This window comes from Hymenobacter sp. PAMC 26628, assembly GCF_001562275.1.
Lineage (GTDB): Bacteria > Bacteroidota > Bacteroidia > Cytophagales > Hymenobacteraceae > Hymenobacter.
The window spans coordinates 627,015-647,944 of sequence record NZ_CP014304.1; the positions used below are offsets into that span (position 1 = coordinate 627,015).

General features: G+C 64.6%; 18 protein-coding genes. 15 read left to right on the top strand and 3 right to left on the bottom strand.

Annotated elements, in window-relative coordinates:
* Positions 1-55: 55 nt before the first annotated feature.
* The 3 genes from porU to AXW84_RS03100 form a co-directional block, all read right to left on the bottom strand.
* On the bottom strand, positions 56-4,069 hold the full coding sequence (gene porU, locus AXW84_RS03090) for a type IX secretion system sortase PorU (RefSeq protein ID WP_071889809.1): 4,014 nt from the start codon (positions 4,067-4,069) through the stop codon (positions 56-58).
* A gap of 123 nt (positions 4,070-4,192) precedes the next feature.
* Positions 4,193-4,918, bottom strand: coding sequence for a CDP-alcohol phosphatidyltransferase family protein (locus AXW84_RS03095; protein ID WP_068228540.1), 726 nt, complete (start codon positions 4,916-4,918; stop codon positions 4,193-4,195).
* Between the two features lie 61 nt (positions 4,919-4,979).
* Positions 4,980-5,621, bottom strand: a complete 642-nt coding sequence (locus AXW84_RS03100; protein ID WP_068238868.1) for an MBL fold metallo-hydrolase — start codon at positions 5,619-5,621, stop codon at positions 4,980-4,982.
* A 117-nt stretch (positions 5,622-5,738) separates the two neighbouring features.
* Here AXW84_RS03100 and AXW84_RS03105 point away from each other — a divergent pair, with 117 nt between their 5' ends.
* The 15 genes from AXW84_RS03105 to AXW84_RS03175 all read left to right on the top strand — a co-directional run bounded on the left by AXW84_RS03105 (position 5,739) and on the right by AXW84_RS03175 (position 20,893).
* Entirely contained in the window at positions 5,739-6,839 is a 1,101-nt protein-coding gene (locus tag AXW84_RS03105; protein ID WP_068228542.1) for an NAD(P)/FAD-dependent oxidoreductase, read from the top strand.
* 43 nt (positions 6,840-6,882) lie between these two features.
* A complete protein-coding gene (locus AXW84_RS03110; protein ID WP_068228543.1) occupies positions 6,883-10,122 on the top strand; it encodes a PD40 domain-containing protein in 3,240 nt (1,079 codons plus the stop codon).
* A gap of 189 nt (positions 10,123-10,311) precedes the next feature.
* Positions 10,312-10,980, top strand: a complete 669-nt coding sequence (locus AXW84_RS03115) for a heme exporter protein CcmB (protein WP_068238870.1) — start codon at positions 10,312-10,314, stop codon at positions 10,978-10,980.
* 68 nt (positions 10,981-11,048) lie between these two features.
* A complete protein-coding gene (gene ccsA / locus AXW84_RS03120) occupies positions 11,049-11,807 on the top strand; it encodes a cytochrome c biogenesis protein CcsA (RefSeq protein WP_317040396.1) in 759 nt (252 codons plus the stop codon).
* Positions 11,797-12,063 (top strand): CcmD family protein, encoded by a 267-nt coding sequence (locus AXW84_RS03125; RefSeq protein ID WP_068228546.1) that lies wholly within the window; start codon positions 11,797-11,799, stop codon positions 12,061-12,063. The genes ccsA (AXW84_RS03120) and AXW84_RS03125 overlap by 11 nt, the downstream gene beginning before the upstream one ends.
* 110 nt (positions 12,064-12,173) lie before the next feature.
* A complete protein-coding gene (locus AXW84_RS03130; RefSeq protein WP_068228550.1) occupies positions 12,174-12,602 on the top strand; it encodes a cytochrome c maturation protein CcmE domain-containing protein in 429 nt (142 codons plus the stop codon).
* 63 nt (positions 12,603-12,665) lie between these two features.
* A complete protein-coding gene (locus tag AXW84_RS03135) occupies positions 12,666-13,445 on the top strand; it encodes a hypothetical protein (RefSeq protein WP_068228552.1) in 780 nt (259 codons plus the stop codon).
* Between the two features lie 68 nt (positions 13,446-13,513).
* On the top strand, positions 13,514-13,771 hold the full coding sequence (locus AXW84_RS03140; RefSeq protein WP_157886779.1) for a hypothetical protein: 258 nt from the start codon (positions 13,514-13,516) through the stop codon (positions 13,769-13,771).
* A gap of 23 nt (positions 13,772-13,794) precedes the next feature.
* Complete coding sequence (gene ccsA / locus AXW84_RS03145; protein ID WP_068228559.1) at positions 13,795-16,386, top strand: cytochrome c biogenesis protein CcsA; 2,592 nt, start codon at positions 13,795-13,797, stop codon at positions 16,384-16,386.
* A 130-nt stretch (positions 16,387-16,516) separates the two neighbouring features.
* Entirely contained in the window at positions 16,517-17,365 is an 849-nt protein-coding gene (locus tag AXW84_RS03150) for a Rossmann-like and DUF2520 domain-containing protein (protein ID WP_068228565.1), read from the top strand.
* A gap of 169 nt (positions 17,366-17,534) precedes the next feature.
* Positions 17,535-17,864, top strand: a complete 330-nt coding sequence (locus AXW84_RS03155; RefSeq protein ID WP_082773668.1) for a 2Fe-2S iron-sulfur cluster-binding protein — start codon at positions 17,535-17,537, stop codon at positions 17,862-17,864.
* 120 nt (positions 17,865-17,984) lie between these two features.
* On the top strand, positions 17,985-18,221 hold the full coding sequence (iscX, locus tag AXW84_RS03160; protein ID WP_071889812.1) for a Fe-S cluster assembly protein IscX: 237 nt from the start codon (positions 17,985-17,987) through the stop codon (positions 18,219-18,221).
* 140 nt (positions 18,222-18,361) lie between these two features.
* Positions 18,362-18,556: a cold-shock protein gene (locus tag AXW84_RS03165; protein WP_068228568.1), complete on the top strand. Its 195-nt coding sequence runs from the start codon at positions 18,362-18,364 to the stop codon at positions 18,554-18,556.
* A gap of 248 nt (positions 18,557-18,804) precedes the next feature.
* Positions 18,805-19,617, top strand: coding sequence for a geranylgeranylglycerol-phosphate geranylgeranyltransferase (locus AXW84_RS03170; RefSeq protein ID WP_068238875.1), 813 nt, complete (start codon positions 18,805-18,807; stop codon positions 19,615-19,617).
* Positions 19,618-19,744: 127 nt separating this feature from the next.
* Positions 19,745-20,893, top strand: coding sequence for a BamA/TamA family outer membrane protein (locus AXW84_RS03175; RefSeq protein WP_157886780.1), 1,149 nt, complete (start codon positions 19,745-19,747; stop codon positions 20,891-20,893).
* The last annotated feature ends 37 nt before the right edge of the window (positions 20,894-20,930 follow it).

The window sequence follows — 20,930 nt, forward strand, 5'->3', positions numbered from 1 at the left end:
AAGTGAATAAGAATGAGCCGCGAAATCGGCCACAAAGGAAACGTATTAAATTGGATTAATTGAGGATGACCAATTTTTCAAATTTGGAAGCCGTGGCGCGGTCGCGTTGGGCCCGCACGTTCACCCGGTACACGTACACGCCGCGCGCCAGCTGGTCGTTGAACTCATCGCGCCCGTCCCAGCTGATGCTTTTCTGGTGTGGCTCGCTGTTGATGACGGTGGCCGTGAGGGTGCGCACGAGCTTGCCCGACACGGTAAAGATTTGCACCTGCACGTCGAGGTCGTCGCCCTCGCGGTTCTGGTCAAAGTGAAACGTAGTAGCGCTGGCAAATGGATTGGGGTAGTTGAGCACATGCGACAACGCCAGCTGCTCGGTGCGGGCCACCACGAACTCAATCTCGCGCTCCGTCGAGTTATTGTAGGTATCCCAGGCCTTCAGTTTCAGGGTGTGGGGCCCCACCGCCAGGTCCTTGTACAGGTACTTTACCTGCCCCGACCGGAAGTCGTCGACCTTGCCCACGTAGGCGTCGTTGAGCACCGTGAGGCCGGCGGCGTTGCCGTCAAGCACGGCCGTAATCTCGTGCCCAATGCCCGCGCCGGTGGTGTTGATGCCCGAGTTGTCGCTCAGGTTGGCCAGCAGCGTGGTGTTCTGCCCCGTGAGGCCCCCGAAGGCGAAGGTTTCGCTGTCCATGAACAAGGCCACGGCCGGCGGCACCGTGTCGCGGGCCGTACCGGTGGCCGCGCCGCCCACCGGCGGAGCCAAGCGGCCGGCGGCGTCGGTGCCCTTGCCGCCGTCGGCGGTATTGCTGAACGCGTAGAGGCTCACCTTGCCGGGCCCCACGTTGTAGCTGATGTCCTTCGGTACCACGAAGCGCAGGCTAAACTGGCCGTTCACGACGGTGGCCTGGCCGCTGTAAATCACGCTCTCCTGCACTTGGATGGGCTTCGGTCCATCGGCGGGGTTGTTGGCCACTTTGTTGCCCAGCGTCAGCACCGTGGCGGGCTTGTCGTACACCGTCACCTGGGCCGTGCCGCTGAAGCCAGCGTTTAGGGCCCCGGCGTTCAGCACGCGGCCGTGTAGGCGCACCGGGGACAAGGCCTGGAGGGTGGGCGGCGCGGCGCCGCCGCCCACATATTGCTTGTTGAGGCTGTCAATCTGCACCGTCTGCCGCGGGTAGGCCAGCGTCATACTGGGGTCGCCGAGCAGGGTGTAGTTGCGGTTGTTGAGCACACCGGCCTGGCCGGGGCCCGGGTAGGCGTTTTTGGCCAGCATGGTCACGGTGCCCATGGCGGGCATTTTGCCGCCGGGCAGGGGCTGGAACACGTTGTTGTAGAAGGCAGAGTTCAGGCCGTAGTTCTGGCCCGCTTCCACTACGCGGGTGGTGGTGAACAGCCCGATGGCACCGCCGCCGTTGGCGTTGTCGGTGAGCACCTGCTCGCCGGCCGACGTGAAATCGGGGTTGTCGTAGGTGCTCAGGTCGCAGGTGCCGGTCACCATAAAGGCCAGCTTGGCGCTGTTTTGCAGCGCCAGGGCTGTGGCGTTGGTGAAAATCTGGTCGTTCGACAAGCCCGTGGGGCCCCCGTGGCCGAGGTAGTTAATCAGCAGCGAGCCGCCTTCGAACGACTCGTCCACGGCCTTGTTCATTTCGGGCGAGCGCAGGCCGGCCGCCCCCGATACCTGCGGGTACAGGTCGAGGTACACCTTGTGCACGTTGTAGGCGGGGTAATTGGCCTGGATGCCGGCCGCCAGCGGCTCCGAGCCGCCGCCTACAAACAGGTCGCCGTTGCCATCGTCGGCCCACAGCGACAGGCGGTTGCGCCACTTGCCGAAGCTGGCCGGAGCGTCGTAGGCAATCAGCTTGTCCACCATTAGGCGGGCGTTGTCGGCGTTGGCGGGGCTGCCCTTGGGGGCCCGCACCGGCAGGCGGCCCACCCCCACGTCCTGCACCTCGGTGCCGGTGGGGTTCTCCGACCACTCGCCCTCGTTGTCGTCAAGCAAGGCGTAATAGTCTTCGGATGAGTAAGTTACCGTGCTGCCGTAAAACTGCGTCAGCGACTCGCGCGACTCGTAGGTGGGCACGTAGTTCTGGTTGGCGCGGTCGAAGTCGGCGTCGGAGCGGAACGGGGCCCGGCTGGCCCACCACGCGGGCTCCTGGTTCTTGTCGTTGTAGGGGCTCGATTTGTAGTCAAACGACGCATCGCCGAACAGCAGCAGGTGCTGGAGCTTGCCCGCGGGGGCCCTATCGTACACCTGCTTCATGAAGTCGCGGATGGCTGTGGCGTCCTGCCCGCCCGATCCGAACTCGTTGTACACTTCCTTGGTCGTAGCCACGGCCACCTTTAGGCCGTCGTAGGTGCGGCGGTGGTCGGCCAGCCGGTTGGCCTGCGCGCGGAAGGCCGGGTAGGTCACAATCACCAAATCGTAGCTGCCGTCGAGGGCGTGCAAATCCTGGTTGGGCACTTTGCCGAAGGCCCGCACTTTGTTGGCAAACGCGCCGTCGGGCTGGAAGGCCACGTACTCGCGCAGCGTATCGGTGGCGGCCGCAAACGTCCCGGCAGCGTCCAGGGCTTGGGCCACGGCGTGGCGTGGGTTGGTCACGTCCCACACCGCGGTGGCAGCGGTGGTGCCGGCCAGGGCAAAGCGCGTCACGGCTCCGGGCCCCACGCTGGCCAGCGACCGGAATTCCAGCACCGGCCCGCTCAGGGTGAGGCGGCGCTGGGCGTTGATTTCCAGGTAGTCGAGGTAGCCCACGCCCGTGCCCGACAGGCTATTAAACGCGAGGCCCACGCTGAGGGCAGCGGCCGGCGCAGCAGGTAAAACCACCGGCAGCGTGGGCGTGGCCACGTTGGCCACCGCGTAGAACGACTGGCCGTTCACGGGGTTCACCGCCACGGTGCCGACGTTGGCGCCGTTCAGCGTGGCCTGGAACTGGCTGCCGCTGAGGTCGGTGGCCGCCAGGGCCAGCGTCACCTGGGCCGTGGAACCGGGCACGAGGTCGGGCAAGCTGGTCGGCAAGTCAATCGTGCGCGTCAGCACCGACTGCGGCGAGAAGCTTTCGCCCAGCCACTGCCGGCCCGAGTGCAGCAGGTTCACCAGGTCGTGCTCGTAGAAGGCCCGCTCGTCGAACGTGCTGACGGTGCGCGTGGCCGCCGCGCCGGGGGCCCCCGCCGTGGCCACGCGCTGCGGGGCGCGGGCTGCGGCCTGGGTGGTCAGGAAGTAATAGGCCGTGTCGCAGTAGAAGTTGTTGCGGTGCCGGAACCGGCCGTTTTCGGCGTACCACGTGTGGGGCCCCGGCGCGTAAAACAGCAGGTACTCGTCGGCGTCGAAGGCATTGTCGGCATTGCCCACGAAGCGTACCGCGTTTTCCACCAGGTCGTCGGGGCGGTACGTCAGGTTGGCCTGGGGCAGCAAGCCTGCCGCGTTGCCGTAGAGGCGCAGGGCCTTGGGGTCGGTGGTGGCGGGGTTGAAGCCCAGCGTTTTCAGCGTGGCTTGGTCGATTTTGTAGACGCCGTTGGCTGGCACGCCCAGCTTGTACCAGTCGCCGGCGGCCAGCACCGAGTGGGCCGCGTGGGCCCGGGCCGTGCTGCCGCTGCCGCCGCGCGTTGCGCTGGGCTCGGCCAAGGAGTAGCTGTAATCAAAGGCCACCAGCCGCTCGGGCTGGCCGGTTTGGGAGTTGCGGCGGGCGGGGCGCAGGCTGAGGCGCGTGACGGGCAGCTTGGCCTCGGTACCCGTGCTGAGCTGCACCTCGGGCGCGGCCGGCAGCTTGCCGGCGTCGAGCAGCTTGGCGTCGGCCGCCGAAAACGCCTCGTACACCGGGTTCAGCAGCTCGCCCTGGCGCACGTCGCCGGCCAGCCGCTGGCTAAAAACCCCAATCTGCTCGTCAAATGCCGCGTAAGCCCCCGCAAAGGTGGGCACCCGCTGCGGGGCCCGGCCGGTGCGAGTGGGCACCTCCGCGTAGCCGCCCCAGCGCAGCACCACGTGGGCCGTGGCGGGGCCCTGCGCCCGCGCCGCCGGGGTCCCCTTCCATCCCAATCCCACAAGCAGTAGTAAGAGAAAAAAACGCGGCATAGAATAACGGCTAATGGGCCGGGCGGTTCCGGGGTGCGGCCCCAACACTGAGGGCCAATGCGGGGTTCGGGCCGGGGCCCTAACTGAAAGTGGCTGTTTTTATTGTGAAGCGGCGGCCGGCCCTCAGGCCCGCCGGGGCCCTACCACCGACAGCCCCACGTAGAGCAGCACCACCAGCGGCACGGCGGCCGCGTGCAGCCACAGCGTCAGGGCCCCCGCCAGTAGCAAAAATAGGTAGCGCTGCCGGTTGCCCACCAGGCCAAAGCTTTTGAATTTCAGCGCGAACAGCGGCAGTTCGGCCACCAGCAGGCCCGATAACACCACCGTGAGGGCCAGCAACGCCCAGGGGTTCAAAATCAATTTATCAATGGCCGTGGGGGCCCCGGAATAAGCCGCCAGAATAAGTGGCAGCGAAGCCACCACGAGCGTGCAGGCCGGGGTGGGCAGGCCAATAAAGGAATTGGTCTGCCGGGTGTCGTTGTTGAACTTGGCCAGTCGTAGTGCCGAAAAAATCGTGAGGATAAACGCGGCCAGCGGCAGGTATTGGAGTCCGCCCACCAGCGGGGCGGCGCTGGCTAGCGCCGTGTTCAGCAGCATATACAAAATAGCCCCCGGCACCACCCCGAACGATACCATGTCGGCCAGCGAATCCAAGTCTTTGCCGATGGGGGAGGACACGCGCAAGGCCCGCGCCACCAGCCCGTCGAGAAAATCTGCCACCGCGGCCAGGCCCACGAAGTAGGCCCCTACCACCAGGTTGTGCAAGCCGGGGGTGAAGACAAACGTCAGCGCCAGGCAGCCGCACAGTAAGTTCAGGCAAGTGAGGGCGTTGGGTATGTGCTTTTTCAAAGGGAAACGACGCGTTGTATATAATGCTCAGCGGGGGACGGCCTTGGGCCGCCAATATTTTTTACACCAGGTACGGGTTGCCCTGCCGCTCGGCCCCGATGGTGGTGCTGGGGCCGTGGCCGGGGTACACCACCGTTTCGTCGGGCAGCGTGAGCAGCTCGGCATCAATGCTGCGCAGCAGGGTTTTGAGGTCGCCGCCGGGCAGGTCGGTGCGGCCGATGCTGCGCTGAAACAGCACGTCGCCGCCCACTACCTGGCCGCTGGGCGCGTGGTAGAACACCACGTGGCCCGGCGCGTGGCCCGGCGTAAAGCGCACTTCCAGCTCCGTTTCGCCGAAACGTACAGGCTCGCCGGCCGCCAGGGCCCCGGTAGGCTCGGCGGCCTGGTAGGCCCCGAAGCCGTAGGGCCCCGCGTAGCTGGCCACAGCCGCCAGCGTGGGCCGGTCGAGGTCGTGCACGAGCAGGGGCGTGCCGGGCCACGTGCGTAGCACGAAGGCGCAGCCCAGCACGTGGTCGATGTGGGCGTGGGTGAGCAGCACAGCGGCCACGGCCAAGTGGTTGTCGTCGATGTACTGCTTCAGCTCGGCCTGCTCGGAAACGGTGTAGCAGCCGGGGTCCACGACGACACAGGCGCGGGTGGCCTCGTCGGTGAGGACGTAGGTGTTTTCGGAAAAGCCGTTGAAGGTGAAAGTTTTGAGGAGCATGGCAAACGCGAAGAAGAAAAAAAGGCCGCCCGGCCGCCGCCCGGCGTCCGTCCGCAACGGCCCGGCAAAGTACGGCAGCGCTTCCGCGTTTGGCCCCGCTGGCTGTACCTTGCTGCTATGACGGACTGCGACTTTTTGGTGGTGGGCCACGGCCTGGCGGGCGCCACGCTGGCCGACGAGCTGCAACGCCGCGGCCACCGCGTGCTGGTGTACGACGCCGGCCGGCCCGATTCGGCCTCGCGCGTGGCCGCTGGCCTCGTCAACCCCGTGGCCGGCCGGCGCTTTGCCCTGGCCTGGCGCGCCGACGAGCTGATTCCCTACGCCACCGCCTACTATAGGGCCCTGGAGGCCCGGCTGGGGCAGGCCTTCTACACGGCCGCGCCCATCTTCAAAGTATTCGGCTCGGAAGAAGAGCAAGCGGCCCTGGTGGCCCGCAGCGCCAAGCAGCCGTGGGGCGACTACGTGGTCGAAATTCTCACCCACGACCCCGGCCTGCCTGGCGTGCTGGCCCCCCACGGCGGGGCCTGGCTGCGCCACGGCGGCTACCTGGCCGTGGCTGAGCTACTGGCGGCCCTGGCCGCCGCGGGCGAAGCCGCCGGCTGGCTGCGGCGCGAAACTTTTGACTGGGCCCGGCTCGTTAGCGCCCCGGCCGGCGCCGCGCCGGCTTTTACTTACAACGATGCCGTGCGGGCGCGCCACGTGGTGTGCTGCGAAGGCGCCGAGGCCGTTAACAACTCGTACTTTAACTGGTTACCCATCACCCCCAACCAGGGCGAGGTGCTGGACGTGGAATGCGCCGGCCTGGGGGCCGAACAGGTGCTCAACCGGGGCGCCTACGTGGTGCCGCTCGGGGCGGGGCGCTTCCGCGTGGGGGCTACCTACCGCTGGCCGCCGTTTGCCGAGGGCCCCACGGCCGACGGCCGCGCCGAGTTGGAAACCCGCCTGGGGGCCCTCACCAGCGCACCGTTTGCGGTGGTGGGGCAGCGGGCGGGGGTGCGGCCCGCCGTGCGCGACCGCAAGCCGCTGCTGGGGCCCCACCCCGCGGTGCCGGGCCTCAGCTTCTGCGGAGGCTACGGCTCGAAGGGCGTGGTGCTGGCCCCGCGCTTGGCGGCGCTGATGGCCGACTGGCTCATGGGCCAGGCCGACCTTTGGCCCGAAGTGAGCTTGGCCCGCTATGGGGCCCTGTGGCCGGCCCCAGTGGCGGCCGCGGAAATTTAGCTTTTACGGCGGACTATTTTTCGCCTTTGTTCGTTCGCTGACTATGACAAACATTACTTTGGTTGGGAAAGCGGTGCGGGGCGTGTGCGCACTGGTGTTTTTGGTGGCCGCGGGGGCCCCGGCGCGGGCCCAAACGGCGCAGGAGCAGTTCGGGCGGGTGCGCATCCAGTACCACGACTTCCACTGGCAGCAGTACACCACCCAGAACTTCACGGTGATGTACTACGACGGCAACGAGCCCGCCGCCCGCCGTGCCGTGGACTATGCCGAGAAGGAGCTGCAGCGCGTCACGGCCCTCATCGGGTACTACCCGTACGCCAAAACCACCATCATGCTCTACAACTCGGTGGGCGACCTCCGGCAGAGCAACGTGGGCCTCGACCCGAACCCCGAAACCGTGGCCGGCGGCGATGCGCCCCTGGCCCGCATGAGCAAGGTGCAAATCGCCTTCACCGGCCTGCAAACCGACTACAAGCGCGAAATCAGCTTCCAGCTCACGCAGGTGCTGCTGAACGACATGATGTACGGCGGCTCGCTGCGCGAAGTGCTGCAAAGCAGCTACTTGCTGCAACTGCCCGACTGGTTCATCAGCGGGGCCGCGGCCTACGCCGCCGAGGGTTGGAGCGTGGACATGGACGGCTACATGCGCGACATGACGCGGCTGTACCCCAGCGGCAACCGCTCGGCGCCGTTCTTCATCCGCGACGCGCGCCTGTCGGGCCACAGCGTGTGGAACTACATCGCCGAGCGCTACGGCTACACCAGCATCCAGAACATCCTGAACCTGACGCGCATCACGCGCGACGCGGAAGTGGGCATCAGCTCGTCGCTGAACGTGCCGTATAAAATATTCATGCGCGATTGGCTGGCTTACTACCGGGCCCTGAACGCGCAGCCGGCCACCGCCGCGCTGGCCCTGCCCGACGCCAAGTTCCAGGTGGGCGGGCGCAACCGCCGGGCCACCATTTATTCGCAGCCTGTGTTCAGTCCCAACGGCCAGCAGCTGGCCTACGCCGTGAACGAGCTGGGCCGCTACCGCGTGGTGGTGGCCCGCCGCGACGGCAGCCACCGCAACACCGTGGGCCGCGGCGGCTACAAAACCCCCGACCAGCAAGTAGAAAACCGCCTGCCGGTGCTGGCCTGGCGCGGCAACACCCAAGTGGCCGTGGCCGAAATGGCCCAGGGCACCATGACGCTGCACCTGCGCGACGCGACCGGCAACAACACGCTTGACCGCTTGCGCTCCATCGTGACGTTCCGGCGGCCGGCTTCGCTGTTCAATACCTACGACCAGGTGCTGAGTATGAACTACTCGGCCGATGGCAAATCCTTGGCGTTTAGTGCCGTGCGGGGCGGGCAGAACGATTTGTACGTGCTGCGGGCCGGCAGCCGCCAAGCCGAGCAGCTCACCAATGACTTGTTCGACGACGCGCAGCCAGTATTCATGCCCGACGGCAAGAGCATCGCTTTTAGCTCGAACCGCTACCTCGATTCGCTGGGCCCGTCGCGGCCGGCCACGTTCGCCAACGTGGTGAACAACTACGACTTGTTTCTCTACCACCTCGACGGGCGCACCCTGCCCGTGGAGGTGCTGGCCAGCACCATCTCCAACGAAACCCGCCCCCGGGCCCTGTCCGACGACCAACTCCTGTACCTGGGCGAGGAGAGCGGCGTGCGCAGCCTCTACCGCTACACGCTCTCGACCAAGCAGCGCGACCGCCTGACGAGCTTCCTGCCCAACATCAGCGACTTCGACTACAGCCCCACCACTACGGCCCTGGCCATGGTGGCCCCCGCGCAGGCCCGCGACGTGCTCTACACCTATCCCAAGTTTGAGCTGCCCGGGGCCCTGCCCGCTGCCAAAACCGCCCGCCAGCAAACCTTGGAAGACCGCTCGGCGGCCCCTGTGGCGGCCGCGGCCAAAGCCGCGGCGCGGGCCAGCGCGGCCACCGATACCGCTGGGGCCCCCGGCACGCGCCGCACCCGCCGCAAGGCCAACGCAACGGTGAACACCAACGACTACGTGTTTGAGGAAGACGAGCCGGTGCGGCCCGTGGCGCGCGCGGCCGCCCGCCGTCCCGTGAATAAGGTGCTGCCCGAGGTGCCCCAGGTGACGGGGCCCTACCGCTACGACACGCGGTTTATGGCCGACAACATCACCACCTCGCTCAAGTGGGACCCACTGCTGGGCATCGGCTTGCAATTCCGGGCCCACCTGAACGACTTGCTGGAAAACCAGCGCATCGACGCCGGCTTGTTCGGGCTATTTGACCTGCGTACCAGTAACATCAACGCCTCTTATACTAACCTCACGCACCGCGTCGACTGGACGATTGCTTACCAGAAACAGGCGTATTTCTTTGACCTGCAAGACGGTAGCCGCTTTCGCTACGGCCGACACGAGGCGGCCGTGACGTTTGCCTACCCGCTCACCCACAACCTGAGCCTGCGGGCCGGCCCGCGCTACGAGAACCTCAACCGCACCCTTTCCAATAGCTTTTCCAACGCCCTGGACAACAACCAGAACTATGTGGGCTATAAGGCCGAACTGGTGTTTGACAACTCCATTGCCACTGGGGTAAACATGTTGCGCGGCACCCGCATGAAGGTGGCCTTGCAGCAGCTGCAGGGCATCAACAACGCGGCCCTCAACTTCGGCAAGCTCACCGTGGACCTGCGCCACTACCAGAAGGTGCACCGCTCCATCATCTGGGCGAACCGGGCCAGCTATGGGCAATTCTTTGGGCCCAACCCCCAGTTTTTTCGCCTGGGCGGTATGGACAACTGGTTTTTTCCCAATTATAAGGACGACCGGGTGCTGTTCCAGCCCAACGTGCCGGTGCCCGACCCCAGCCAAATCTTCAACCAGCAGTTCGTGACCAACCTGCGGGGCTTCGATTACAGCACCCGCACGGGCTCGCGCTACTTGTTGTTCAACAGTGAGCTGCGGGTACCCATTGTGCAGTATCTATCGCGGCGCCCCATCTACTCGGCCTTCCTGCGCAACCTCCAGTTCACGGGCTTTGTGGACGCGGGCACGGCTTACTCGGGTGGCAACCCGCTCAGCGTCGACAACTCGAACAACACCGTACCCTTCGGTGGCAACGGCAACCCATTCTCGGGCACCGTCACCAACTTCAGCAACCCGCTGTTGGTGGGTTACGGGGTGGGGGTGCGCACCACGCTCTTCGGTTTCTACGGCAAGGGCGACGTGGCCTGGGGCCGCGAAAACTACACCACCAACCCGCCCAAGTTTTACTTCACGCTGGGCTACGATTTTTAGGGCCTCACCACAACCAAGCAATTAAGCAAGGGGCCCCACCGAAGAATCGGTGGGGCCCCTTGGCGTTAGCGGCCTTGCCCCGCCCGGGGCCCCCGAGCGGGGCAATTGCTTTAGGGGCAAATTTCCGTACCCCCACGCCGGGCGCGGGGCGTATCTTTACGGCCCGAAACCAACCCGCTGCCCGTGCCGCTGCTCCGCGAAATTTCTACCCTGCTCGCCAAAGACTTCCGCCTGGAGTGGCGGCAGCGGGCGGCGCTGGGCGGGCTGCTGCTGTACGTGGGCAGCACGGTGTTCGTGTGCTTTCTGAGCTTCAGCCTGCGCGGCGGCCAGCCCCCAGCCCCGGCCTGGAATGCTCTATTCTGGGTGATTCTGCTGTTTGCCGCCATCAACGCCGTGGCCAAGGGCTTCATGCAGGAGAGCCCCGGCCAGCGCCTGTACTACTACACGCTGGTAGGGCCCCAGGCCATCATTCTGGCCAAAATGCTTTACAACGCGCTGCTGCTGCTGGGCGTGGGGCTGCTGGCTTTGTTCCTTTACACCATCTTTTTGGGCAACCCGATTCAGGACCTGGCCTTGTTTGTGGCTAACCTAGTGCTGGGGGCCCTGGGGTTTGCCACCACGCTCACGCTGGTGTCGGGCATTGCGGCCAAGGCGGGCGGCAACGGCGCCACTTTAATGGCGGTGCTGGGTTTTCCGGTAATGATTCCGATGCTTTTGCTGTTGATTAAAGTCAGCAAGAACGCGCTCGACGGCCTCGACCGCGGCGTGAGCCAGCAGTCCATTATCACGCTGCTGGCCCTGAACGTGATTGTGGCGGCGGTGTCGTACTTATTATTTCCGTTTTTGTGGCGTGGCTGATGGGAGTTGTTGGTTGTCAGTTGTTAACCGACTAATAACTGACAACCAACAACTGACAACTGATTTTTATGAGCAAAGCAACGTTAGGAATTATCATCTCCCTGGTCAGCGTCGTCGTGATGGCGGGCGGCGTGTGGGGCGGGCAGCGGCTGATTGAGTCGCGGGGCCCCTCGGTGTGGAAGTGGCTGGCGGTGGTGCTTATCGTGGGTTCGGCCATCGCCGGGCTGCTCATTCCGGTACCGCGCCTGCCCATCGTGAACGAGAGCGTGCGCAACCTGTTTTTCCACGTGCCCATGTGGTTCGGGATGATCATGGTGATGTTCGTGTCCATCGTATACTCGATGCAGTACCTGCGGCGGCCCTCGGCTCGGCTGGACATCCTGGCCCACGAGGCGGCCAAAACCGGCATTTTGCTGGGCGTGCTGGGCTTGGCCACCGGCAGCCTGTGGGCCCGCTACACCTGGGGCGCCTGGTGGACGCCCGACCCGCGCCTGAACGCCGCCGCCGTGGCCCTGCTCATCTACGGGGCCTATCTGGTGCTGCGCGGCTCGTTCCGCGACGACCAGCAGCGGGCGCGCGTGTCGGCCATCTACAACATTTTCGCGTTCGCGGCCGCCATTCCGCTGCTGTTCATTTTGCCCCGCATTTCGGGCAACAGCCTGCACCCGGGCCAAACCGGCAACCCCGGCTTTAATAAGTACGACCTCGACAGCACCATGCGGCCGGTGTTCTACGCCGCCGTTATCGGCTGGATTTTGTTCTCCTTTTGGCTTACCCAGGTTAGCAGCCGCCTCACGCTGCTCCAACACCAACACGATGACCAATAAGTTTTTGCGCTACTTTGTTGCCGTTTGCGGCGTATTCCACCTGGTGCTGGGCACCGCCGCCCACGCCTGGGCCCAGGCCCCCGGGGCCCCCGACGTGCCAGCCATGGCCGACGACCTGCGGGCCAGCGGCAAGATTTACGTGGTGGTGGCCGCCGTGGTCGTCATCATCGCCGGCCTGCTCGTCTACCTCATCGCCCTCGACCGCAAGGTGAGCCGCCTGGAAAAGCGGGCCGCCGCCGGCGGATTTAATGGCTAAGGGCGGATTCTTTTAGCCCACTTTGCATGTTGCTAGTGCGGCGTTTCGTTCGTTTCTGGGGCTGCTGGGCAGCCGGTTTTACGCGTCAAATTCGTTAGTACCTGCGGTTTATGAAGAAGACCCATATTTTCATCATTGCCATCATCGCCATTGCGGCGGGCATCATCCTCAGCACCACGGCCGATGCCAGCGTGTACGTGCTCTTCGGGGAAGCCCGCCAGCGCGCGGCCGAAGGCAACGCCACCAAAGTGCACGTGGTGGGCCGCCTGCCCCGCGACGGCCAGAACCACCCCGTGGGTCTGCAATACGACCCGATGGTGGACCCCAACTACTTCGCCTTCACACTGATGGATTCGACGCACGTGTCGCAGCGCGTGGTGTACAACAACCCCAAGCCGCAGGATTTTGAGACGTCAGAACAGGTCGTCATCACCGGGGCCATGCACAACGGCACCTTCGTGGCCGATAACATCCTGCTGAAGTGCCCCAGTAAGTACGTGAAGAAAGAGTTGAAGGGCACCGAAGTAGCGACCAAGTAGCCCTTGCGCGCCCGTTCCAAAATCCGTGGCCGCCCCGCCCGCCGCAGCCCTTGGCCGCGGGGGATGGGGCGGCTCGTTTTTTGGGGCCTGGTACTGGCCGGCTGGGGCCCCGGGGCCCTAGCGCAGGTGGCCAACGATAACATCGAAAACCGCCGCATATTAAAGCTGAACGAAACCATAACGTCCAGTACCGTGGGTTGCACTGTGCAGCGCAGCTGCGTAGACGAGCGCCTGACCGGCCAGTGCATTCAGTACCACAACGACCAATGGTTTGAGTTTACGCCGCCCGCGGCGGGCCGCTACTTCGTGAACGTGGGCGGGCAGCGGTGCCGGGACGTGCGCGGTGTGCAGCTGGTGGTGCTGACTGGGCAGCCGTGCCAGCCCGCCACTTACCGGGTGCTCAGCTGCACCTCGCTGGGCACCCAGGACGACGTGTTTGTGGCCGTGGAGCTACAAGCCGGCCAGCCGTACTTGCTCGATGTGGACGGGTACTTGCAGGATTTCTGCACGTTCACGCTGCAAGTGAGCGGCCGGGCGGTGGGCATGCCCGCGGTACCGCCGCTGCCCGCGCCCGCCGGGGCCCTGCCGGCCACCAGCCGCGTGGTGCAAGTAGCGTGGGCCCTGCCCGACTCACTGGCTGGGGCCCCCGGCTGCCGGGTGCTGCGCCGCGAGCAGCACGCCTTCCGCAGCACCGAGCGCCGCCGGGTGCCGGTGGCCCGCAACAGCTACGGCGGCCACCCCGCCGCCTACGCCGTGGCCGACACGCTGCCCGGGCCGGGCCTGTACTGTACCAGGTGGTGGCCGATGCTGCGCTCGACGGGACTTCGACGCCCACGGTGCTGAAGCAGTTCTGGGTGTCGTACAGCCAGTTGAATCCTATGTTGGGGCCCCTAGCCGCGGGGCCCCACCTAGTGCTGCCGCTGCAAAACTATCCGCGCAAGGCTGCGCTGTCGGTGTTGATAACGGACCCGGCAAGCGGCCGAATTTTGTTAAATAAACAGCTCATTAACCAACCAAACGACCCGAAAGCGGGTTGGGTAGGTACGGAGTTGTGGCAAGCCGCTGGCATCAAAAAAGTAGAGGTTGCCATCACTTGCCACCCGGCGCGTGGCCGGTTTTTCACCGACCATTTGCTATTGGCGGTGCCGCCGCCGCCGGTAGCGCCGTAAATTTGCCCGATATTCTGATTTATATGAACTTACTCGTTGGAGATATTGGCCACCTGAGCGTCATCGTGGCGTTTGTGGCGGCCGTGGTGGCGGCTTACGCCTACTTCCAGGCGGCGCGGGGCCGGGCCCTGGGCGACGTGGACGCCAGCTGGCAGCGGCTGGGCCGGGGCGCGTTTTTTGTGCACGGCGCGGCGGTGCTGGCCGTGGTGGGCTGCTTGTTCGACATCATCTACCACCACCGCTACGAGTACTACTACGCCTGGAGCCACAGTTCCAACCACCTGCCCCTCAAGTACATGATATCGTGCTTCTGGGCCGGGCAGGAGGGCAGCTTCCTGCTCTGGATTTTCTGGCAAGTGGTGCTGGGCGGCTGCATCATGCTTTTCAACAAGAAGTGGGAAGCGCCGGTGCTGGCCGTATTCAGCGCCGTGCAGGCCTTTTTGGTGAGCATGATTGTGGGCGTGGTGGCCGGGGGCCTCAAAGTTGGCTCCTCGCCGTTCATGCTGCTGCGCGACTTCCTCACCGACCTGCCGGTGTGGAAGACCAACCCCAACTTTGTGCCCAAGGACGGCACCGGCCTCAACGCCCTGCTCCAGAACTACTGGATGGTGATTCACCCGCCCACGCTGTTCCTGGGCTTCGCCCTCACGTTGGTGCCGTTTGCTTTCGCCATCGCCGCGCTCTGGAAGAAAGAGCTGACGGCCTGGGTGAAACCCGCCATTCCGTGGAGCCTGGTGGGCGGTGGCGTGCTGGGCGTGGGCGTGATGATGGGGGCCTACTGGGCTTACGAAACGCTGAACTTTGGCGGCTACTGGAACTGGGACCCGGTAGAAAACGCCGTGTACATTCCGTGGCTGGTGCTGGTGGCGGCCCTGCACGGGCTGGTGCTGTGGCAGCGCCGCCGCACGGGCCTGCGTACGGCCTACGCGCTGGTTATCACCACGTTCATTCTAGTGCTCTACGCTACGTTCCTCACCCGGAGTGGCGTGCTGGGCAACGCCTCGGTGCACTCGTTTACCGATTTGGGCCTGTCGGGCCAGCTGCTGATTTACCTGGGTTTCTTCACTGTGCTGGCCGTGGGCCTACTGGTCTGGCGCTGGAAGGAAATTCCGGTGTCGCCCAAAGAACTCTCGATGTACAGCCCCGAGCTGTGGGTGTTTGTGGGCGCTACGGTGCTGTGCCTGGGGGCCTTCCAGGTACTGTTCACCACCAGCATTCCGGTGTATAATGCCTTCATGGGCTTCATCGGCATCAAAACCAACCTGGCCTTGCCCGTCGATCAAATTGCCCACTACTCGAAGCTGCAACTGTGGATGGGCGTGGGCGTGGGCCTGCTCTCGGGCGTGGGCCAGGTGATGTGGTGGCAGCGCAACGACAAGGAAACCCTGCTTAATTCCCTCACGCCGTCGGTGCTGCTGGCGCTGCTGGGTACGGCCCTGGCGGTGCTGCTGATTCGCTACAATGGCCCTACTATTTCGCCGGCCTACGTGGTGCTGTTTTTGGCTGGGCTGTTTGGGGTGCTGGCCAACCTGGGCACACTCTTCACGCTGGCGCGGCGCGGCATCACGCTCTCGGGTGGGGCCCTGGCCCACCTGGGCGTGGCGCTGATGCTGCTGGGTATTCTGGCCTCGTCGGGCTATTCAAGCATTATTTCCCGCAACGTATCGGGCCTGCTTTACTCGCGCGATTTTTCGGAAGACATCAACCGCGACAACGTGCTGCTGTACCGCAACGAGGCCGCGCCCATGCACGGCTACCAGCTCACGTATGAGGGCCAATACTTTGAGGTGCCCGGCGTACCCGGCTACGTGAATAAGCAGATGCTGTTCCGCACCGACGACGACTATAAAACCCTGGCCCGCGCTGACATTAAAGTAGGCAACAAGTTGTATTACAAGACTGGCGACACGGTAACCATCGTCCCCGAGAACACTTTCTACCGCGTTGATTACGCCAAAAAGGCCACGGGCGAGAAGTTCACGTTGTACCCCCGGGCTCAGATCAACGAGGAGATGGGTGGCATCCTAGCCTCACCCGACATCAAGCACTTCTGGGGCCACGACATCTACACGCACATCGGCGGGGCCCCCGACACGCGCAAGGACAAGCAGTGGAGCGAGCCCAAGGAGCACACGCTGAGCGTGGGCGACACGATTTTCCTGAACGACTATTTCGCCGTGTTCCGCGCCATCGAACCGGCCCACGAAACGGTGGGCCTGGGCCTGCAAAAGGGCGACTTGGCCTTGCAGGCCGACATGATTGTGTACGGCGAGCAGCGGCAGTACCACGCTCACCCGCTGTTTGTGGTGCGCAACCGCCTGGTGGGCCGCGTGCCCGATGAGGTGGACGACCTTGGCATTCGCCTCAGCCTCAACACCATCGACCCGCAGAAAGGCAAGTTTACTTTCGGCGTGAGCACCGCGCAGAAGGACTACATCATCCTGAAAGCGATGGAGAAGCCCTTCATAAACCTGCTCTGGAGCGGCACGCTGCTTATGGCGCTGGGTTTCGCCCTGAGCCTGCGCCAGCGCAACACCAAGCGCAACGCGGCCCCCGAGGCCCCGGAAACCGATGCCCTTCCTGCCGTCCGCACCCGCATGGCACCGGTAGCTTAAGGCGCGGCAAGCGCATTGTTAAAGCGCTCATGTTGAGCGCAGTCGAAGCATTTCTCCCGCAGAAATAATTAGTTACTCGGCTGAAGAGATGCTTCGATTGCGCTCAGCATGACCGCTTTTTTACAAGTACATGACTTTGCTGGTACCGAATAAACCAACGCGGCCCCGGACGGGCCCACTGCGCGTGGGCTTGTTCGGGGCCGGGCGTGTAGCCGGGCAGCTGGGCCCGGCCCTGGTGGCCGCCGGCCACGCCGTAGCCTTTGTGTGGAGCCGCCACGGTGCTACAGCCGAAGCCCTGGCCGCGGTGCTGCCGGGCGCGGCCGTGCTGCCGGACCTGGGGCCCCCATTGCCGCCCGCCGATGTGTACCTGCTGGCCGTGCCCGATGCGGCCGTGGCTCCGGTGTTGGCGGCGGTGGCTTGGCCGGCCGGGGCCGTAGTGGCCCACTTGGCGGGGGCCCTGCCGCTGGCGGTGTTCGAAAGCCAACCGGAGGTGCGCGGCGGGGTACTGTACCCGCTCCAAACGTTCAGCCCGGGCCGGGCCGTGGACTGGGCCGCCGTGCCGCTGTGCGTGGAGGCCGCCGACGCCGGGGCCCAAAACCTGCTGCTGGCCCTGGCCCGCAGCCTAAGTAGCGACGTGCGCCCGTTGGCCTCGGCCGACCGGTTGCGGCTGCACGTGGCGGCAGTGTTTGCTAACAACTTCACCAACCACCTGCTGGGCGTGGCCGACGCGCTGCTGGCCGAAGCAGGCTTGCCAGCTGCCCTGCTGGCCCCGCTGGTGCGCGAAACCGTGGACAAGGCCTTGGCCGCCGGCTCGCCCTTTGCCGTGCAAACGGGTCCCGCCGCCCGCCGCGACGTGCCCACACTGGGGGCCCACCGGGCGGCGCTGGCGGCGCATCCGTACTGGCTGGGGATTTATAACCAACTGACGGACAGTATTCAGGCGCAGCTGCTCCCGGGGCTTGGGCCGGCCGGCAAGTAGCTGCAGCTTTGACGCCGGGCCGGGTAGCCTTACCTTTGCGGGCCCGTTGGGGCCCGGCACCGAGTAAAATTTTGGGCCGGCTGCCTAACCCTGGCTTGGGTCGGGCGGTTGATTCCCAACGGCTTGCCAGCCCATCGGCGGCTTTTCCCTTACCAAAGACCTCAAATTCGTGTCCGCCACCACTATTACGTTTCAGTTCAAGGACGGCCAACCGGCCCAGACCCACGTGGCGGCCGCCGGCGAGTCGGTGCTCGACGTAGCCCTGAACAACGCCATCCAACTCCAGCACAACTGCGGCGGCGTGTGCGGGTGCAGCACCTGCCACGTGTACGTGGACCGCGGCGGCGACGACCTGCCCGAAATCAGCGACAAGGAAGAAGACTTCATTGACCGCGCCGAGAACCCGCGCATCAACTCGCGCCTGGCCTGCCAGTGCGTGGTGAACGCCGGCATGGAGCTAACTGTCACTATTCCGCACCAGCACTTTCTGGGGCATTAATTTCATTGGTGTGAAGATTAAAAAATGTGGGAATGTGGGAACTGGCAACGGACAACCGTAGCTTGACCACGCTCAATTTTTCACATCTTGGCACCGTTCACATTTTCACATTTAAATTCTGTGAACCACTTCGAACCCCCCATCCAGTGGGCCGACCACGAGGACGTGGCCATGGCGCTATATGAGAAATTTGGCAACGAATTTCCCGAGGCCCGTATCTACCGTATCCGTTTCACTGATTTGATTGATTGGGTGTTGACGCTGCCCAACTTCGCTGGTACCCGCGAGCAGGCCACCGAAGGCCACCTGGAGCAAATCCAGGCCAAGTGGGTATACGAGTGGCGCGATAACCAATAACGGTAGGGTCTGCAAGGGGGGGCTGTGGGGGCCTCAACCCACTGCCTGGCCCCGCCGTATGGAGGGGGTGCCCGGCTGCGTTGGTGGGGCGAGGCAATCCGGCCGCCTGTTTAGGCCCCTTCCACATTTTTTTTATTGCGATGAACACCGGGACCGTAAAATTTTTTAACGAGGAGAAAGGCTACGGCTTTATTACCGACGAGGCCACCCGCGAAGATTTCTTCGTTCACATCACCGGCCTGAACGGAGGCCAGATTCAGCAAAACGACCGGGTGGAGTTTGAAACCCAGGAAGGCCGCAAAGGCGTGAACGCCGTGAATGTGCGCAAAATCTGAGGCCGCGCTCTGCGTGCCATCTTACTAGCTCAGAGAGGCTTTCCGGCACCGCCGGAAAGCCTTCGCTACGTCTAGCGGGGCCGGTGCCGCCGCTGGGCCCCACCTTTGCGGGGCCCCGAACGCCGACCATGTCCGCTGCTTCTTTTTTTGCGCCGCTGCCCACCGGGCCACTGGGCCCCGACGGGGCGGCGGGCGGGGCGCGCGGCCGGCTGCTAGCGGGCCTGGTGCGCTGGCCCAACCTGCTCATCATGCTGCTGAGCCTGGCGCTGGTGCGGGCGGGGCTGCTGCTGCCGGGGCAGGTGGGGGCCCTGCTGGCCCCGCGCTTTGGCCTGCTGGTGCTGAGCGCTTTGCTGGTGGCGGCGGCCGGCTACATCATCAACGACTACTACGACGTGAAGATTGACGCCATCAACCGGCCCGACCGGCTGGTGGTGGGGCGCGTGGTGCGGCGGCGCACCGCTATGCTGGCCCACTTGGTGCTGAGCGGGGCGGGCGTGGCGCTGGCTACGTTTCTGTCGCCGCTGTTGGGCGGCGTCACGCTGGGGGCAGCGCTGCTGCTGTGGGGCTACTCGGCCCGCTTCAAGCGGGTGGCGCTGGTGGGCAACGTCAGCATCGGGACCCTCACGGCGGCGCTGGTGCTACTGCCCGAGCTGCAACTGCGCACCGGCAACGCGGTGGTGTGGCGCTACGCGCTGGCGGCGTTTCTGCTCACGGTGGTGCGCGAAATTGTGAAGGATGTGGAAGACATGCGCGGCGACGCCCAGCACGACTGCCGCACGCTGCCGCTGGTGCTGGGCGTGGCCCGCACCAAATGGGTGGCGGGGTTTTTCCTGGCTTGCCTGTGTCTGCTCACGGGTGGGGCGGCGGCCTGGCTGGCAGTGCACGGGCCCTGGCCGCTGGCGGCGTGGCTGGGGGCCCTGGTGCTACTGCCACTGGGGGCCCTGGTGCGCCTGCTGGTGCTGGCCGACCGCCGCCGCCACTTCCGCCAGCTCAGCACGTGGTGCAAGGGCATCATGCTGGCGGGCGTGCTTAGCATGGCCTTGGCAGGTGGGGTGGGGTAGGGCCCCGGGGCCGGCACCAACCGCGGAGGCCATAAATCCGTTAGTGCGCCTAAACAATTCATCTTTTATTCAGTCGATGCGATTTTTACCCCTTGCCGCCTTGCTGGCTGGCCTTTCCTTTACTGCCTTGGCACAGCCCATGGCCCCGGCTGATACCGCGCACGTACCCCTCGCCGTGGAGCCGGCCCCCCGGGCCCCCGCCATTGGCAAGCCCACGAAAAATATCACCATTCTGCCCATTCCGGTACTGTTTTACCAAGCCGAGACCGGCCTTGGCTACGGGCTGGGCGGTCTTTTGAGCGGCCGTTTTGGGCAGGATACCACTGTGCGCTCGTCTAACGCCCGCATTCAATACTGGCAAACGGCGAAAAAGCAGTCACTCATCCAGTTTGTACACACCATTTATTCGCCGGGCGAGAAGTACTACCTCAACGGTGAAATCAGTGCCTACAACCAACTGCTGTATTACTACGGCAAGGGCAACAACTCCTCGATTGGCGACCAGTCGAATGTGGCCTATAAGCTGTTCATTGTGAACCAACGCGTGCAGAAGGCCATCGCACCGAAGCTGTTCTTTGGGGCCCAGTATCGCCTCACCGACATGAGCCAGATCCAGGCCGACGGGGCCGCGGACAATGGCAGCACCAATTACTTCTACCGCGACCCGCGCCTAAGCGACCGGGAGCGAATGGGCACCACGGTGTCGGGCCTGGGTCCGGTCATCACGCTCGACACACGCGACGTGGCGCTGGCTGCCTTCCACGGCGACTTGCTCGACGCCAGCGTAATGTTCAACGGCAAGGGCTTGGGGTCGGATTATAAATTCATCCGCTACCAAATTGATGCCCGCCACTACCAGCCCATCTTTTCTGATAAAACCATTTTGGCCATGCAGTTCCTGGGGCAGTTTCACACCGGCGACGTGCCTTTTCGCGAGTTGGCTGGCATTGGGGCCAACTTGGGCGGCACGCTGTACAACAACGCCAACTTGCTGCGTGGCATTTACGAGCAACGCTACCGTGACCGCCAGATGATGATGTTTCAGGCCGAGTTGCGCCAGCACTTGTTCTGGCGCATCGATGGCGCGGCATTTGCCGGCGTGGGCGAAGTGGCCAACGGCGCCAGCGATTTTTCACTCAATCAGGTACGCGGTGCAGGCGGCGCCGGCATACGCTTCAACTTTATTCGCCGCGACCGGGTAAACCTGCGCCTCGATTATGCGGTGGGCGCCGGTTCGCAATCGGGGTTTTTGTTTGCCATCGGCGAAGCGTTCTAGTACTGGCCGGCAACGGCTGGCACTGGTACCAGAGGCC